Raw genomic sequence first — 14,212 nt, 5'->3', positions numbered from 1 at the left:
CACCCTGCCACGTCTGCCTCCTCGACGGCATCCGGCCAAGTGGTGGACGCCGTAGGGCGCGGCCACGCCAGCGTCTGACAGACTGCGATCGGCGACTGGAGAGGAATCCGGTGAGAATCCGGAGCGGTCCCGCCACTGTGAACCACCCCAGGCCGATCGGGGTGGCAGTCAGAACGTCTCCCGTCACCACCGCACTCCTTCGGGTGCGGTCAGTCAACCCACGCGGGCGAGGCACCCGCAGGAGGCTTCATGAGTGACCTCTCGGTCTTCCCGTTCTCTGCCGTGGTCGGTTCTGACGACATGGCCCTGGCTCTCGTGCTCACCACCGTGTCACCGCAGGTCGGCGGGGTGCTCGTGCGCGGCGAGAAGGGCACGGCCAAGTCGACGATGGTGCGTGGCCTGGCCGCCGTCATGCCTGAGCAGGCGGTCGTGGCCGGCTGCCGGTTCGGGTGTGACCCGGATGCCGCTGACCCCGGCTGCCCCGACGGCCCGCACCCTGACGACGTGGCCGCGGCCTACCGCCCCGCGCGGCTGGTCGAGCTGCCCGTCGGGGCCACCGACGACCGCGTGGTCGGTTCGCTCGACCTCAAGGCGGCCCTCGGGTCGGGGGTGACGGCCTACGAGCCGGGCCTGCTCGCCGCCGCCAACCGCGGCATCCTCTACGTCGACGAGGTGAACCTGCTGCACGACCATCTGGTCGACCTGCTGCTCGACGCCGCGGCGATGGGACGCAACACCGTCGAACGCGACGGGGTGTCGGTGTCGCACGCGGCACGCATCGTGCTCGTGGGCACGATGAACCCCGAGGAGGGTGAGCTGCGACCGCAGCTGCTCGACCGGTTCGGCCTCACCGTCGAGGTGGCCGCCCCGCGTGAGCCGGCCCTGCGCTCCGAGGTGGTCAGGCGCCGCCTCGCGTTCGACGCGGCGCCCGCCGCGTTCGCCGAGCGTTTCGCGGCCGACCAGGAGGCGGTGCGCGCACGCATCGCTGACGCCCGGGCACGGGTCGGCACGGTCGAGCTGCCCGATCGGATGCTGACCAAGATCGCCGAGGTGTGTGCGGCCTTCGAGGTCGACGGTCTCCGCGCCGACATCGTGACCGCCCGCGCTGCCATCGCGCACGCCGCCTGGGTCGGGCGCGGTCGGGTCACCCGGGCCGACGTGCGAGCCGCGGCCCGCCTCGCCCTGCCGCACCGCCGGCGTCGCAACCCCTTCGACGCACCGGGCCTCGACGAAGACCTCCTCGACCGCATCCTCGGCGATGACCCTGAGCCCGACCCGGGCGAGGGACCCGACGAGGGCGAGCGATCGAGCGACGAGCAGACCGGCTCAGAAGGTTCGGACGGCTCTGGCGAGTCTGGCGAGTCGGAGCAGCCCCAGCCGCCGACCGAGAACCGTTCGGACGCGAACGGATCGGCCCAGCGCGACCCCGAGCCCAGCCGGGCGGAGACCGACGACCGCTCCGAGCCGGAGCCTGAAGCCGGCCCTTCGCCGAGCGAGGGCGACGAGGCCGACCAGGCCGACCAGGCCCAGCAGCATCCGGCCCGGGTGAGCACGATCGCGTCCGGCACACCCTTCCGGGCCCGAGTGCTCACCGCGAGGGGGCTGGGGCACGGCGAGGCGGGAAGGCGCAGCCGGGCCGTCACGACGACCGGGGGCGCCATCGGCTCCACCACCGCCGCCACCGGCCGGGTGCACCTCGCCGCCACCCTGCGAGCCGCCGCGCCGCACCAGCTCGCGCGGGGTCGCGTTGGGCGGGTGCTGCTCGAGCCGACCGACCTGCGTCGCACCGTGACCCAGGGCCGCGAGTCGAACCTCATCCTGCTGTGCGTTGACGCCTCGGGGTCGATGGCCGCGCGCAAGCGGATGGAGTCGGTGAAGACGGCCGTGCTCTCGCTGCTGCTCGACGCCTACCAGCGGCGCGACAAGGTCGGCATGATCACCTTTCGCGGCGACGGCGCCCACCTCGTGCTGCCGCCCACCGGCTCCATCGACGTGGCCGCCCGTCGCCTCGACGACCTTCCGCACGGTGGACGTACGCCGCTGGCCGAGGGGCTGCTCCTGGCGCACGAGACCCTGCGGCTCGAACGCATCCGCGACCCGCGCCGCCGCCCACTGCTCGTGGTCGTGACCGACGGGAGGGCAACCTCAGGCGCCCACCCGCTCGAGCGGACCGCGGCCGTGGCCGGCCACCTCGCCTACGAGGGCGTCGACTCGGTGGTCATCGACTGTGAGTCGGGCCGCTTCCGGCTCGGGCTGGCCGCGCGGCTGGCCACCCAGCTCGGAGCCGAGCACCTGCCCGTCGACGAGGTCGCGGCCTCGACCATCGTCGAGGCCTCACGCGCCCACACGTCGATGCGCGAGATCGCCTCTGGCGCAAGGTGGGTGGCCTGATGAAGGGTCAGCCCACCACGGTGCCCGACGACGGCCTCACGACTCGGCAGCGCCGCAACCGCCCACTGGTCATCGTCAACACCGGTGACGGCAAGGGCAAGTCGACGGCCGCCTTCGGGTTGGCCCTGCGCGGCTGGAACCAGGGCTGGTCGGTCGGGGTGTTCCAGTTCGTCAAGAGCGCGAAATGGCGCATCGGTGAGCAGACCGCCGTCGAGACCCTGGCCGAGCTGCACCAAGAGACGGGCCGAGGCGGCCCGATGGAGTGGCACAAGATGGGGGCCGGCTGGTCGTGGAGCCGCAAGGAGGGCACCGACGACGACCACGCGGCCACGGCCGTCGAGGGCTGGGCCGAGATCAAACGCCGGATGGCGGCCGAGCAGCACGGCCTCTACGTGCTCGACGAGTTCACCTACCCGATGGCCTGGGGCTGGATCGACGTCGACGACGTCGTGACCACCCTGCGTGACCGCCCCGGTCAGCAGCACGTCGTCATCACCGGCCGGCGCTGCCCCGAGGCGGTGCTCGACCTGGCCGACCTCGTCACCGAGATGACCAAGGTCAAGCATCCCTTCGACTCCGGTCAGAAGGGTCAGCGAGGCATCGAATGGTGACGCGCCCCGAACCCTCACCCGCCACCACCGCCACCGCGACGGCCACGCCAACCACGCGTCTGCCCCGCCTTGTGGTCGCTGCCCCTGCCTCCGGACATGGCAAGACGACCGTCGCGACGGGCCTGATGGCGGCGCTGCGCCGAGAGGGCCTCGCCGTCGGCGGGTTCAAGGTCGGGCCCGACTTCATCGACCCCGGCTACCACTCGCTCGCCACCGGGAGGCCAGGCCGCAACCTCGACCCCTTTCTCACCGACGAGTCGCTCATCGAACCGCTGCTGCTGCACGGGGCGCAGGCCCACGGGCCGACCGACATCGCCGTCATCGAGGGGGTCATGGGCCTGTTCGACGGGCGCATCGGCCACGACGGCTTTGCCTCGACCGCCCACGTCGCCACTCTGACCCGCAGCCCGATCGTGCTCGTGCTCGACGTCAGCCACCTGTCACGCACGGCTGCCGCGATCGTGCACGGTCTGGCCACGTTCGACCCGAACGTGCGGCTCGCCGGCGTCATCCTGAACAAGGCGGCCAGTGCCCGGCACACCGGAGAGGTTCGCGCTGCGCTCGAGTCGACCGGCCTCCCGGTTCTCGGGGTGCTACCGCGCGACGCCGGCATCGAGGCCCCCTCGCGCCACCTCGGCCTGGTGCCCGTCGAGGAGCGCGTCGAGGCGGCGGCCACCATCGACCGGATGGCGGAGCGCGTCGCCGAGCACCTCGACCTCGCTGCGATCGTGACGATCGCGCACTCAGCGCCCGATCTCAGCCGGATGCCGTGGAGCCCGACGGCCGCCCTTGCCTCCGCTTGCTCCGGTTCGAGGTATTCCGCGACCGCCGGGGGTCGTGGAATACCTCGACCCGGGCGGCCGGTCGTCGCGGTGGCGGGTGGGCGGTCGTTCACCTTCCGCTACGCCGAGACCGAAGAGCTGCTCCGGGCTGCCGGCCTCGAACCGGTGCACTTCGACCCGACCACCGACGGCGACCTGCCGCCCGGCACCGCGGGCCTCTACCTCGGCGGCGGCTTCCCGGAGGTTCACGCCACCGAGCTGAGCGCGAACCACGCACTGCGTCAGGCGATCAGGGCGGCCGTTAACGGCGGTATGCCGACGGTGGCCGAGTGCGCCGGCCTGCTCTATCTCTGCCGGAGCGTCGACGGTCACGAGATGGTCGGTGCGCTGCCGGCCACGGCCGCGATGGGCCCGCGGCTGACCCTGGGCTACCGAACGGCGGTCGCGACGGTCGACTCCCTGCTCGGGCCGGCGGGCCAGCGGGTCACCGGTCACGAGTTTCACCGCACCACCATCACGCCCGATGCCGACAAGGTCGCACCCGGTCGCGGCACGACGTACGAAAGTGGCCACTCGACTGAGAGGTTTGGTCACGCGACGTACGAAAGTGGCCACTCGACTGGGAGTGTCGGCGCTGGTACCAGTCCCTCAGTCGAGTGGCCACTTTCGTACACGCGGGCCGGCACCGCGGGGCACCCCGGGTGGCTGCTCGACGGGCGGCCCGACGGGCTCAGCCTCGACCCTGCCGGAACCGGGCGGGCCACCGTGCACGCCTCCTACCTGCACATCCACTGGGCCGGCCACCCTCAGCTGGCGGCCCGGTTCGCCGACGCGGTGCACGAGTTCGCCCTCGCCGCGCCGTCGACAACCTCGCGAACCGTGGCCGGGCTGACCCAAGGAGCATCATGACGGTCGACCTGCACCACCACGGCGACCGCGACGCCACTCCGGGCCTCATCGACCTCGCCGTCAATGTTCGCGTGACCTCACCGCCGCCGTGGCTGGCCGCCGTCATCGGCGACACGATCGCCGACCTGGGGCGCTATCCCGACCCGACCGCCGCGACCCACGCCATCGCGGAACGCCACGGGGTGCCGGTCGAGGCGGTGCTCCCGACCTCGGGGGGAGCCGAGGCCTTCACGCTGATCGCCCGCGCCCTCCGCCCCCAGGCGGCCGTCGTGGTGCACCCGCAGTTCACCGAGCCCGAGGCCGCCCTGCGCGCCGCCGGTCACCGGCCGACGCGCCACCTACTCTCTCCTGCAACGGGCTTCGCGCTCGAGGTCGACGAGCTCGAGCGCGCTCATGGCCAGGCTGACCTGGTCTTCGTCGGCAACCCCACCAACCCGACCGGAGTGCTGCACTCGGCCGACCGCCTCCACGCGCTCCGGCGCCCGGGGCGCACGCTCGTGGTTGACGAGGCCTTCATGGATGCCGTACCGGGCGAGCCGGAGTCGGTCATCGGCGACAGTTTGCAGAACCTGCGGGGTCTGCTGGTGCTGCGGTCGCTGACCAAGACCTGGGGCCTGGCCGGGCTACGCGCCGGCTACGTCGTCGGCGACCCTGACCTCATCGCGGCGCTCGGTGCGGCGCAACCGCCGTGGTCGGTGTCGACGCCTGCACTGGCCGCGATGGTGGCCACCGCGACCCCAGCGGCGGTGGCCGAGGCGCAGGCTGCTGCAGGCCGGTTCGACTCGTGGAGAACGGAACTCGAGTTCGGACTCGCCGAGGTGGGTCTGCCGGTGCGGCACCCCTCACGGGCCCCGTTCGTGCTCATCGACACCTCGGCCTTCGGCCCGGGGTCGCTCCGGGCAGCGCTGGGCGACAGAGGCCTCGCGGTGCGGCGGGGCGAGAGCTTCCCCGGCCTCGGCCCGACCTGGATCAGGGTGGCCGTTCGACACCCTGCGATCTCGCGGCAGCTGGTCGCTGCCCTCGCCGATGTCAGGGAGTCGTCTCGTGCTGCGTGACCTCAGCTTCCGGGGTGAGCGGGTGCTCCTGTCAGGGGTCGACAGACACACTGCAGCGACCATCGACGCCCTGTTGCGCGACGGCGCCCAGGTCACCATCCGGTCCGATGATGCCGCGCTACCGACCAGCGTGCTCGACCTCGTCGAACGGGGGCTGGTGTCGCTCGACGAGAATTTGGCCGTCGAGGACGAAGCCGGCTTCACCGTCGTCATCCGGGCGGGGCGAGGGGGCCACACGACCTCCATCGCGGCCACCACCACCTCGGCTACCTCGACGCCAGCACCGGTACGAGGCACGGTCACCCTCGTCGGCGGGGGGCCCGGCGACCCGGGCCTGATCACCGTCGCCGGTCTCGAGGCGCTGCGCACCGCTGACGTGATCGTGCACGACCGGCTGGTACCGCTGGCCGCCCTGTCGCAGGCCCGTCCCGACGCCATCGTCGTCGACGTCGGGAAGATCCCGAGAGGGACCTTCACGCCACAGGAGCGGATCAACACGCTCATAGTCGAGCACGCCCGAGCCGGGCGCTGCGTCGTCCGCTTCAAGGGGGGTGACAACTTCGTCTTCGGGCGCGGCGGCGAAGAGGCCGAGGCGTGCGGAGCGGCCGGCATCCCGGTCGTCGTCGTTCCCGGGGTGACCTCGAGCGTCGCGGGGCCGGCGTTGGCCGGCATCCCCCTCACGCACCGCACCCTGGTTCAGGGCTTCACCGTCGTGAGCGCCCACGTGCCGCCGCATGATCCGCGCAGCACCCTCGACTGGAGCGCCATCGCCCGGGCCAACACCACGATCGTCGTGCTCATGGGTGTCGCAACCCTGCCCGCCGTGACGGCCGAGCTCGTGACGCAGGGTCTCGACCCGTCGACACCCGCAGCGGTGGTGGCCGACGCCGGGCTGCCGAGCATGCGCACGGTGCGGGCCACGGTCGCAGACATCGCCGGTGTCTCGGCCGCCGCCGGGCTCGGCGCGCCGGCGGTCGTCGTCATCGGAGCGGTCGCCGCGCTCGATGTCACGTCATGAGTCGCGCGGTCGGGCTCGCCCTCGGGTGGTTCGTCGACCAGCTCGTCGGCGACCCTCGCCGTTGGCACCCGGTGGGCGGTTTCGGGTCGGTCGCCACCCGCCTCGAGAAGCACACGTACGCCCAGCGGCGATCACGGGGGGTGGTTCACGTCGTCGTGCTGGCCGGCGGTGCGTCGGCTCTCGGGGTGGTGGCCGAGCGAACGTCAGGCCGCCACGGGTTGGCGCACACCCTCGTCACCGCAGCGGCCACCTGGGCGGTGCTCGGCGGCCGATCGCTCGCCCGAGAGGCCGCGATCATCGACGGTCAGCTGCGCGCTGACGACCTGGCGGCCGCCCGCCTCCAGGTGCAAAACCTCGTCGGCCGCAAGACGAGCGCTCTCGACGCCGACGAGGTGGCGCGCGCCTGTGTCGAGTCGCTGGCCGAGAACACGTCGGATGCCGTCGTGGCCCCGCTGGTCTGGGGCGCCACGTTCGGCGTGCCGGGATTGCTGGGCTACCGGGCGGTCAACACCCTCGACGCAATGATCGGTCACCGCTCAGAGCGCTACGCCGAGTTCGGTTGGTGCGCAGCCCGGCTCGACGACATCGTCAACTGGGCGCCGGCCCGGCTCAGCGGCATCCTCGCCCTGGCGTTGTCCCCCGGCGTCGGGCAGGGCGGGATACGCGAGGGCCTGTCGGCGATCCGGCGCGACGCTCCGGCCCACCCCAGCCCCAACGGTGGAGTCGTGGAGGCGGCGTTCGCCGGTGTGCTTGGAGTGTCGTTGGGCGGGACGAACCTCTACGACGGCGGTGCCGAGAACCGCGGTCGGCTCGGCCGTGGCCGACCCGCCGGGGTTGCCGCCATCGAGCCCGCCACCCGACTGGCCCGGCGAGTCTCCAGCGCTGCTCTGGCCCTGGCCGCTACGGCTTCGTTCGGGCTCGGCCGAGCGCGGGGGCGAAGGGAGCGGCGCGGCTGAACCCCTGGCTGCGTCAGGGCCGGTGAGCCGTCTGCGACGTTTCCGTCGGCCGCCTCACTCGGGGGCCCGGCGCCCGGGTCAGCCTCCACGACACCGCCATCAGCACCGCCAGCAACACCGCCAGCGTGGCGGCTGCGGCGTCACTGTCGCGCCACAGCCCCGACAGGGCGAGTCCCGCCGGCACCGCCGCAGTGAGCACCCCTTCGATGACCGCGACCGCTCCGGTGAACCGGGTGAGGTCGTCGCGCTCAAGCGCGAGCGTCAGGAAGAAGAGGAACCACAGCACCGACCAGGCGAGCCAGATGACGACGAAGACCCGGCCGCCACCCGCCCAGACGGAGGCCGCGTAGCCGAGCGCCGCCACCGCCACGAAGAGCGAGAACCAGCCGAGCCCCTGGCCGGGCCACCCGGTTACGGCGTTGATGCCAACCCACAGGTAGGTGAACCCGAACAGGTAGAGACCACTGGCCGCCGCGATGACCTCCCGGTCGCCGGCCGCCGTCATGATCAGGAAGGTCGGGGTGACCACCTGCAGGGTGCCGACGAAGAAGTTCAACGGCGCGGCGGCCAGCGCGGACATTCGGCCGGCCAGCATGACTCCGTTGACGATGAGCACCGCTCCGACGAACAGCAGCCCGACGTCGCTCACGGCTGCCACCCGCCCGTGCCTGCGAACGGTCGACCGCTCGGATCAGCGCTTGGCAAGAGCCGTCCAGGTGCTGACGACCGTGTCGGGGTTGAGCGAGATGGTGTCGATGTGCTGGTCGAGCAGCCACTCAGCCAGGTCAGGGTGGTCGGAGGGGCCCTGCCCGCAGATGCCGACGTACTTGCCCGACTTCTTGCACGCGGCGATGGCCAACCCGAGCAGGTACTTGACCGCAGGGTCGCGCTCATCGAACCCGGCCGCCACGAGGCTGGAGTCGCGGTCGAGACCGAGGGTCAGCTGGGTCATGTCGTTGCTGCCGATCGAGAAACCGTCGAAGTGCTCGAGGAACTGGTCGGCGATGACCGCGTTCGAGGGCAGCTCGCACATCATGATCACCTGCAGACCGTTCTCTCCGCGCCGCAGCCCGTGCTCGCCGAGCAGCGCGATGACGCCGGCGGCCTCGGTGAGGGTACGCACGAACGGGATCATGATCTTGATGTTCGTCAGGCCCATCTCGTCACGCACGTAGCGCAGCGCCTCGGCCTCCATGGCGAAGCAGTCGGCGAAGTCGGCCGAGAGGTAGCGAGAGGCCCCCCGGTAGCCGAGCATCGGGTTCTCCTCGATGGGCTCGTAGCGGCGCCCGCCGACCAGGTTGGCGTACTCGTTCGACTTGAAGTCGCTCATCCGCACGATGACCGGCTTGGGGTGGAAGGCGGCGGCGATGGTCGAGACGCCCTCGGCCACGCGCTGCACGAAGAACTCGCGCGGGCCCGCGTAGGCCTCGACCTCCTCGTCGATGCGGGCGGCCAGGTCGGCGTCGTCGGCGGCGAGGGTGCCGGCCGCGTGGTCGAGCAGTGCCTTGGGGTGGATGCCGATCTGGCGGTTGATGATGAACTCGAGCCGGGCGAGACCGACACCCTGGTTGGGCAGCATCGAGAAGCCGAAGGCCTGGTCAGGCGTGCCGACGTTCATCATGATGCCGACGTCGACCGGCGGCATGTCGCCGAGGTCGGTCGACTCGACGTCGATCGCCAGGATGCCGTCGTAGACGAAACCGGTGTCGCCCTCGGCGCACGAGACGGTGACCTCGTGGCCGTCTGCGAGCTCGAGGGTGGCCGACCCGGTGCCGACGACAGCCGGGATGCCGAGCTCTCGGGCGATGATGGCCGCGTGGCAGGTGCGGCCGCCCCGGTTGGTCACGATCGCGCTGGCCCGCTTCATGATCGGTTCCCAGTCGGGGTCGGTCATGTCGGCGACGAGCACCTCACCGGTGACGAAGTCGCGCATCGCCTCGGCGCTCGCCAGCACCCGCACCGGCCCGGCTCCGGCCTTCTGCCCGATCGCACGGCCCTCGACGAGCACCGAACGGTCAGAGTCTGACCCGGCCACGCGGTAGCGCTCGATGGTCGAGGCCGATCGGCGTGACTGCACCGTCTCAGGGCGCGCCTGCAGCACGTAGAGCAGCCCGTCGACGCCGTCCTTGCCCCACTCGATGTCCATCGGCCGGCCGTAGTGGGTCTCGATGGAGACGGCGAGGCGAGCCAGCTCTGACACCTCGGCGTCGGTGAGGCTGAACCGCGCCCGGTCGGCCGGCTCGACGTCGACGAACTCGGTGGTGCGCCCCACCGAGGGGTCGTCGGTGAAGATCATCTTGATGGCCTTGCCCCCGAGGCCGCGCTTGAGCACGGCCGGGTGCCCGGCGGCCAGCCCAGGCTTCCAGACGTACCACTCGTCGGGGTTGACCGCGCCCTGCACCACCGACTCACCGAGCCCGTACGACGCGGTGACGAAGACGGCATCCGTGAAACCCGACTCGGTGTCCATCGTGAACATCACCCCCGAGGCGCCGACGTCAGAGCGCACCATGCGTTGCACTCCCGCCGAGAGCGCCACGTGCTCGTGCTCGAAGCCGTGGTGCACGCGGTAGGCGATGGCGCGGTCGTTGTAGAGCGAGGCGAAGACCTCGTGGATGGCCTGCAGCACCGCGTCGATGCCACGGATGTTGAGAAAGGTCTCCTGCTGGCCGGCGAACGAGGCGTCGGGAAGGTCTTCAGCGGTGGCCGACGAGCGCACGGCGAACGACATCTGGTCGTCGTCGCCCACGAGCTGCGCGTAGGCCTCCCGCACCGGCTGCTCCAGCTCGGGCTGCAGCGGCTGGTCGATGATCGCCTGCCGCACCTGCTTGCCGACGCGGGCCAGCGCGTCGACGTCGTCGGTGTCGAGCCCCGACATGAGGGTGGTGATCCGCTCGGCCAGCCCTGACTGGGCCAGGAACTCGCGAAAGGCGTGGGCCGTCGTGGCGAACCCGTCGGGCACCCGCACGTCGGCTGACGCGAGGTTGCTGATCATCTCGCCGAGCGACGCGTTCTTGCCGCCGACCTCCTCGAGGTCGCCCATGCCCAGGGCGGAGAACCACTTCACACTCTCACTCATGACCTGTCCTTCGTTCGTGACTGGAGGATCTGGATGATCAGGGTCGACATCTCTTCGACCGACCGCGTCGTCGAGTTGATGACCGGTATACGGTTCGCGTGATACATGGCCTCGGCCTGCCGCAGCTCGAACCGGCACTGCTCCATCGAGGCGTAGCGCGAGTTGGGCCGGCGAGCCTGACGCACCTCTGAGAGCCGCTTCGCGTCGGCGAGGATGCCGATGCACCGCTCGCGCAGGTGACGCACCGGGCGGGGCAGCTCGGAGGCATCGAGATCCTCCTCGACGAGCGGGTAGTTGGCCACGAAGAGGCCGTGCTGCAGCGCGAGGTACATCGTGGTGGGGGTCTTGCCGCACCGTGAGGGCGCCACCAGGACGACGTCGGCCTTGTCGAGGGCCCGCAGGCTCTGGCCGTCGTCGTGCTCGATGGCGTACTCGATCGCGGACATGCGCGCGTTGTAGCGCTGCACGTCGCCGACACCGTGCAGCTTCGCGATGGAGCGCTCGGCCGTGACCCCGAATACCGACTCGACCCGCGACATGTGCAGTTCGAAGAAGTCGATGACCGGGCAACGGGTGGTGAGCAGCACCTCACGGATCTCGTCGGTGGCGGCCGTCGTGAAGGCGATCGCCATACCCGGACCGTCGGCGGCCTCGTCGAGCACGGCCACCACCCGGCGGGCTTCGGCGACACTGGCGATGAAGGGGATGAGCCTTCGCTCGAACCGCAGCTGCGAGAAGTGGATCAGAAGGGCGTTGCCCATGGTTTCGGCGCTGATGCCGGTGCTGTCAGACAGGAAGAAGACCTGCACGATGCCCTCGTCGGCAGCCATGCGCAGACTCTCCCCTTCCCTCGGCGGGCGCCTCGACGCGCCTGCCGACCCATGTCTATCGGAACCTGAGGGCAACCGCCAAAGCTGACCACCGATGAGGGCCACCCGCGGCAGGCTACGGCGGGAGGCGCTGCAGCCAGTCACGGGCGGCCCCGACGGTGTCGACGACGACCAGGCCCGTGGGCAGGGCGGGGCGGCGCACGACCACCACGGCGACGTCGAGATCGGTGGCGGCCCGCAGCTTGGCCTCGGTGAGAGGCCCGCCGGAGTCCTTCGTGACGAGCACGTCGATGGCCCGGCTCGACATGAGGTCGAGCTCGGCGGCGTGCGTGTAGGGCCCCCGCGCCCGCAGCACCTCCCACGTCGCCGGAACCACCCAGTCGGGCGGGTCTACGACGCGCGCGAGCACGTAGCGGTCGTGCCAGCCGGCGAACTCGTGCAGCTGTTGACGCCCCGTGGTGAGGAACGGCCGGCGGTGGGGTTCGGCGGCGACTCGGGCCTCGCCCACGGAGTCGACCCAGTGGAACGTCGAGGCGAGCTCGTGCGTCGACCAGCCGGGCCGTTGCAGCCGAAGCAGCGGCACACCGGATGCCGTCGCCGCCTGGGCTGCGTGCGCGGTGATGTTCGCGGCGAACGGGTGCGTCGCGTCGACGACCGCGGCGATCGGTTCAGCGGCAAGGTAGACCATCAGGCCCTCAACCCCTCCGAACCCACCGGTGCGCAGCTCCCCCACCGGTAGCGCAGGCGCCGAGACCCGCCCCGCCAGACTCGAGACCACCGACCACCCCTCCCCCACGAGCACTGCGGCGAGCGACCGCGCCTCGCCCGTCCCCCCGAGCACGAGGACCCGGGGCGAAGAGCTCGCGAAGGTTGGGTTCACGCGGGGACGCGCACCCTGCGCACGAGCTCGGTGACGGCAGAGCCGATTCCGTGGCCGAGGTGCACACAGCCCGACCCGATGGCGCCCTGCTGACGGCCACCGATACCGATCACCAGTCGCGGATAGGCCGCGCGCAGACGGTCGGCGATGACTCCGGTCGCCGCGATATCGATCTCGCGAGGCACAGCCATGACCACGGCCGCCGCACCCCTGGTCGTCACGGCGCCGACCCAGTCGTCGGCCGGCAGGTCGGCCCCGACGTAGACGGTGGCGAAGCCCGAGCGGCGAGCGGCGACGGCAAAGGCCAGCAGTCCGAGCTCATGGTGGGCTCCGGGCGCCAGCCCGACGATGACGACCGGGCCGGAGCCGAGGTTGGACGCCGCCTCGTAGGCCGCCGAGAGCCTGCCCTGCACGGCGTACGAGACGAGGTGCTCACCGGCCACGCTGATGCGTCCGTCGGCCCAGGCCTCTCCGACGCGTTGGAGCGCCGGCATGAGCCAGTCGTCGACGACCGTCTCGAAGCGGCCCACGGCGAACCTCGAGTCGAGCACCGCGGTGATGGCGTTGACGTCGAGTCGGCGAGCGGCGTCGACGAAGGCCTCCGTGTCCTCGGTGAACGAGGTGAAGACGGTGGAGGCCGGCAGGCCGGCGTAACCATCGACGCGCGCCGACGCCATCTGGTCGGGAGCCTCGGCCCGGCGTGGCGGCGACGGCAGCCCGGGTTCCCACGGCCCGTCGGTGGTCAGCGTGTCGTTCGACAGCCGCGCGAGCGTCTCGGCCGCTGCCTCCTTGGCTGACCAGCCCTCGTTGACGAGGGAGTTCATGATCGCGAGCGCTCTCACGTCGCCGTCGGAGTAGAGCCGGTAGCCGCCGTCGGAGCGCTGGGGATGCACCACGCCGTAGCGGCGCTCCCAGGCCCGCAGCGTGGCCACGCTGATGCCCGTCATCTCCGCCGCGCGCTTGATCGTGAACACCGACTGCTCCCTCCATCTCGGTCCCTGGGTCGGCCGCCTCTGCCGATGAATGCCGCTGAATGCCGCTGAATGCCGCTGGGTGCCGCTGGCCCCAGGGCCCTCAGAGCTGCGTGAGCGCCTCACGCAACCCGGCCTCGGCCTCGTCGCCGAGCCTGCGCAGCGCGGGGGCGAGCAGGGGCGCGACCAGCTTGGCGATCCCCTTGAACTCGAAGGCGGCCCGGTAGGTCACCGTGGTGCGTTCTGCCGAGCCCGAGAGGGTCATCGTGTCGTGGGCCACGACGGTCGCGTTCTCACCGCGTAGGGCGAGCTTCTCGTTCGGGGTGAACTCGTCGACCTGGTAGTCCAGCTCGGTCTGACGCCCCAGAAACTTCGAGACGTTGTGGTAGCGGGTACCGACGCCGCCGTCACCCGAGGTGCGCTCGGTACGCACCGTGCCCGGGTCCCAGTCGGTCGTGTGCGTGAAGTCGCTGAGGTAGCCCCAGACCTGGTCGATGGACCGGTCGACGGTCACCGTTCGGACGATCTCCATGGGTTCTCCAAACCTTTGACAAACCTTAGACACCGACCCTACGCTGTAGAAGGTCGATGGACAACCGGATGCCGGTCTCCACGCGTGTGAGAGCTCACCGTTCGCGACATCCGGTCCAATCTGCACGGCGGTCCGCACCGAACCTCCGCTGTCGCCGATCAACCGGTCGCCGGCCATCACCACCACGAACGAACCACC

The 14,212-nt window shown here is 71.2% G+C and carries 12 protein-coding genes and 1 riboswitch; of the genes, 6 read left to right on the top strand and 6 right to left on the bottom strand.

Going from position 1 to position 14,212, the window contains the following annotated elements; all coding sequences use genetic code 11:
• The first annotated feature begins 61 nt into the window (after positions 1-61).
• Positions 62-200: riboswitch (cobalamin riboswitch) on the top strand.
• 49 nt (positions 201-249) lie between these two features.
• The 6 genes from BA895_RS04170 to BA895_RS04145 are packed head-to-tail and all read left to right on the top strand — an operon-like array spanning position 250 to position 7,722.
• Positions 250-2,391, top strand: a complete 2,142-nt coding sequence (locus BA895_RS04170; RefSeq protein WP_070190632.1) for a putative cobaltochelatase — start codon at positions 250-252, stop codon at positions 2,389-2,391.
• A complete protein-coding gene (gene cobO / locus BA895_RS04165) occupies positions 2,391-3,002 on the top strand; it encodes a cob(I)yrinic acid a,c-diamide adenosyltransferase (RefSeq protein WP_217493818.1) in 612 nt (203 codons plus the stop codon). The genes BA895_RS04170 and cobO overlap by 1 nt, the downstream gene beginning before the upstream one ends.
• Positions 2,996-4,693, top strand: coding sequence for a cobyrinate a,c-diamide synthase (locus tag BA895_RS04160; protein WP_070190631.1), 1,698 nt, complete (start codon positions 2,996-2,998; stop codon positions 4,691-4,693). Before cobO ends, BA895_RS04160 begins: the two co-directional genes overlap by 7 nt.
• Positions 4,690-5,748 carry an Rv2231c family pyridoxal phosphate-dependent protein CobC gene (gene cobC, locus BA895_RS04155; protein WP_070190630.1) on the top strand — a complete coding sequence of 353 codons (1,059 nt, stop codon included), beginning with the start codon at positions 4,690-4,692 and terminating at the stop codon, positions 5,746-5,748. Before BA895_RS04160 ends, cobC begins: the two co-directional genes overlap by 4 nt.
• Positions 5,720-6,766, top strand: a complete 1,047-nt coding sequence (cobA, locus tag BA895_RS04150) for a uroporphyrinogen-III C-methyltransferase (RefSeq protein WP_070190629.1) — start codon at positions 5,720-5,722, stop codon at positions 6,764-6,766. Before cobC ends, cobA begins: the two co-directional genes overlap by 29 nt.
• A complete protein-coding gene (locus BA895_RS04145) occupies positions 6,763-7,722 on the top strand; it encodes a cobalamin biosynthesis protein (RefSeq protein ID WP_070190628.1) in 960 nt (319 codons plus the stop codon). The genes cobA and BA895_RS04145 overlap by 4 nt, the downstream gene beginning before the upstream one ends.
• Before the next feature lie 13 nt (positions 7,723-7,735).
• Here the strand turns inward: BA895_RS04145 and BA895_RS04140 are convergent, their stop codons facing one another.
• The 6 genes from BA895_RS04140 to BA895_RS04115 form a co-directional block, all read right to left on the bottom strand.
• Positions 7,736-8,380, bottom strand: coding sequence for an AmiS/UreI family transporter (locus BA895_RS04140; RefSeq protein WP_254666312.1), 645 nt, complete (start codon positions 8,378-8,380; stop codon positions 7,736-7,738).
• Between the two features lie 33 nt (positions 8,381-8,413).
• Positions 8,414-10,801 (bottom strand): phosphoenolpyruvate synthase, encoded by a 2,388-nt coding sequence (ppsA, locus tag BA895_RS04135; RefSeq protein WP_070190627.1) that lies wholly within the window; start codon positions 10,799-10,801, stop codon positions 8,414-8,416.
• Entirely contained in the window at positions 10,798-11,631 is an 834-nt protein-coding gene (locus tag BA895_RS04130; protein ID WP_070190626.1) for a pyruvate, water dikinase regulatory protein, read from the bottom strand. The genes ppsA and BA895_RS04130 overlap by 4 nt, the downstream gene beginning before the upstream one ends.
• 115 nt (positions 11,632-11,746) lie before the next feature.
• On the bottom strand, positions 11,747-12,511 hold the full coding sequence (locus tag BA895_RS04125; RefSeq protein ID WP_070190625.1) for a cobalt-precorrin-6A reductase: 765 nt from the start codon (positions 12,509-12,511) through the stop codon (positions 11,747-11,749).
• On the bottom strand, positions 12,508-13,485 hold the full coding sequence (locus BA895_RS04120; RefSeq protein ID WP_070190624.1) for a MerR family transcriptional regulator: 978 nt from the start codon (positions 13,483-13,485) through the stop codon (positions 12,508-12,510). The genes BA895_RS04125 and BA895_RS04120 overlap by 4 nt, the downstream gene beginning before the upstream one ends.
• A 100-nt stretch (positions 13,486-13,585) precedes the next feature.
• Positions 13,586-14,014, bottom strand: coding sequence for an SRPBCC family protein (locus BA895_RS04115; RefSeq protein ID WP_070190623.1), 429 nt, complete (start codon positions 14,012-14,014; stop codon positions 13,586-13,588).
• Positions 14,015-14,212 lie beyond the last annotated feature (198 nt).

It is taken from the genome of Humibacillus sp. DSM 29435 (assembly GCF_001758225.1).
Taxonomy (GTDB): Bacteria; Actinomycetota; Actinomycetes; order Actinomycetales; family Dermatophilaceae; genus DSM-29435.
The sequence above is the reverse complement of the archived record's forward strand: the minus strand, read 5'-3'. Positions and strand labels throughout refer to the sequence as shown.

Bases quoted from the DNA above. Each gene is read 5' to 3' on its own strand.
- cobA (WP_070190629.1), top strand. From the start codon at position 5,720: ATGTCAGGGAGTCGTCTCGTGCTGCGTGACCTCAGCTTCCGGGGTGAG.
- BA895_RS04145 (WP_070190628.1), top strand. From the start codon at position 6,763: ATGAGTCGCGCGGTCGGGCTCGCCCTCGGGTGGTTCGTCGACCAGCTC.
- BA895_RS04130 (WP_070190626.1), bottom strand. From the start codon at position 11,631: ATGGCTGCCGACGAGGGCATCGTGCAGGTCTTCTTCCTGTCTGACAGC.
- BA895_RS04115 (WP_070190623.1), bottom strand. From the start codon at position 14,014: ATGGAGATCGTCCGAACGGTGACCGTCGACCGGTCCATCGACCAGGTC.
- cobC (WP_070190630.1), top strand. From the start codon at position 4,690: ATGACGGTCGACCTGCACCACCACGGCGACCGCGACGCCACTCCGGGC.
- cobO (WP_217493818.1), top strand. From the start codon at position 2,391: ATGAAGGGTCAGCCCACCACGGTGCCCGACGACGGCCTCACGACTCGG.
- BA895_RS04170 (WP_070190632.1), top strand. From the start codon at position 250: ATGAGTGACCTCTCGGTCTTCCCGTTCTCTGCCGTGGTCGGTTCTGAC.
- ppsA (WP_070190627.1), bottom strand. From the start codon at position 10,801: ATGAGTGAGAGTGTGAAGTGGTTCTCCGCCCTGGGCATGGGCGACCTC.
- BA895_RS04160 (WP_070190631.1), top strand. From the start codon at position 2,996: ATGGTGACGCGCCCCGAACCCTCACCCGCCACCACCGCCACCGCGACG.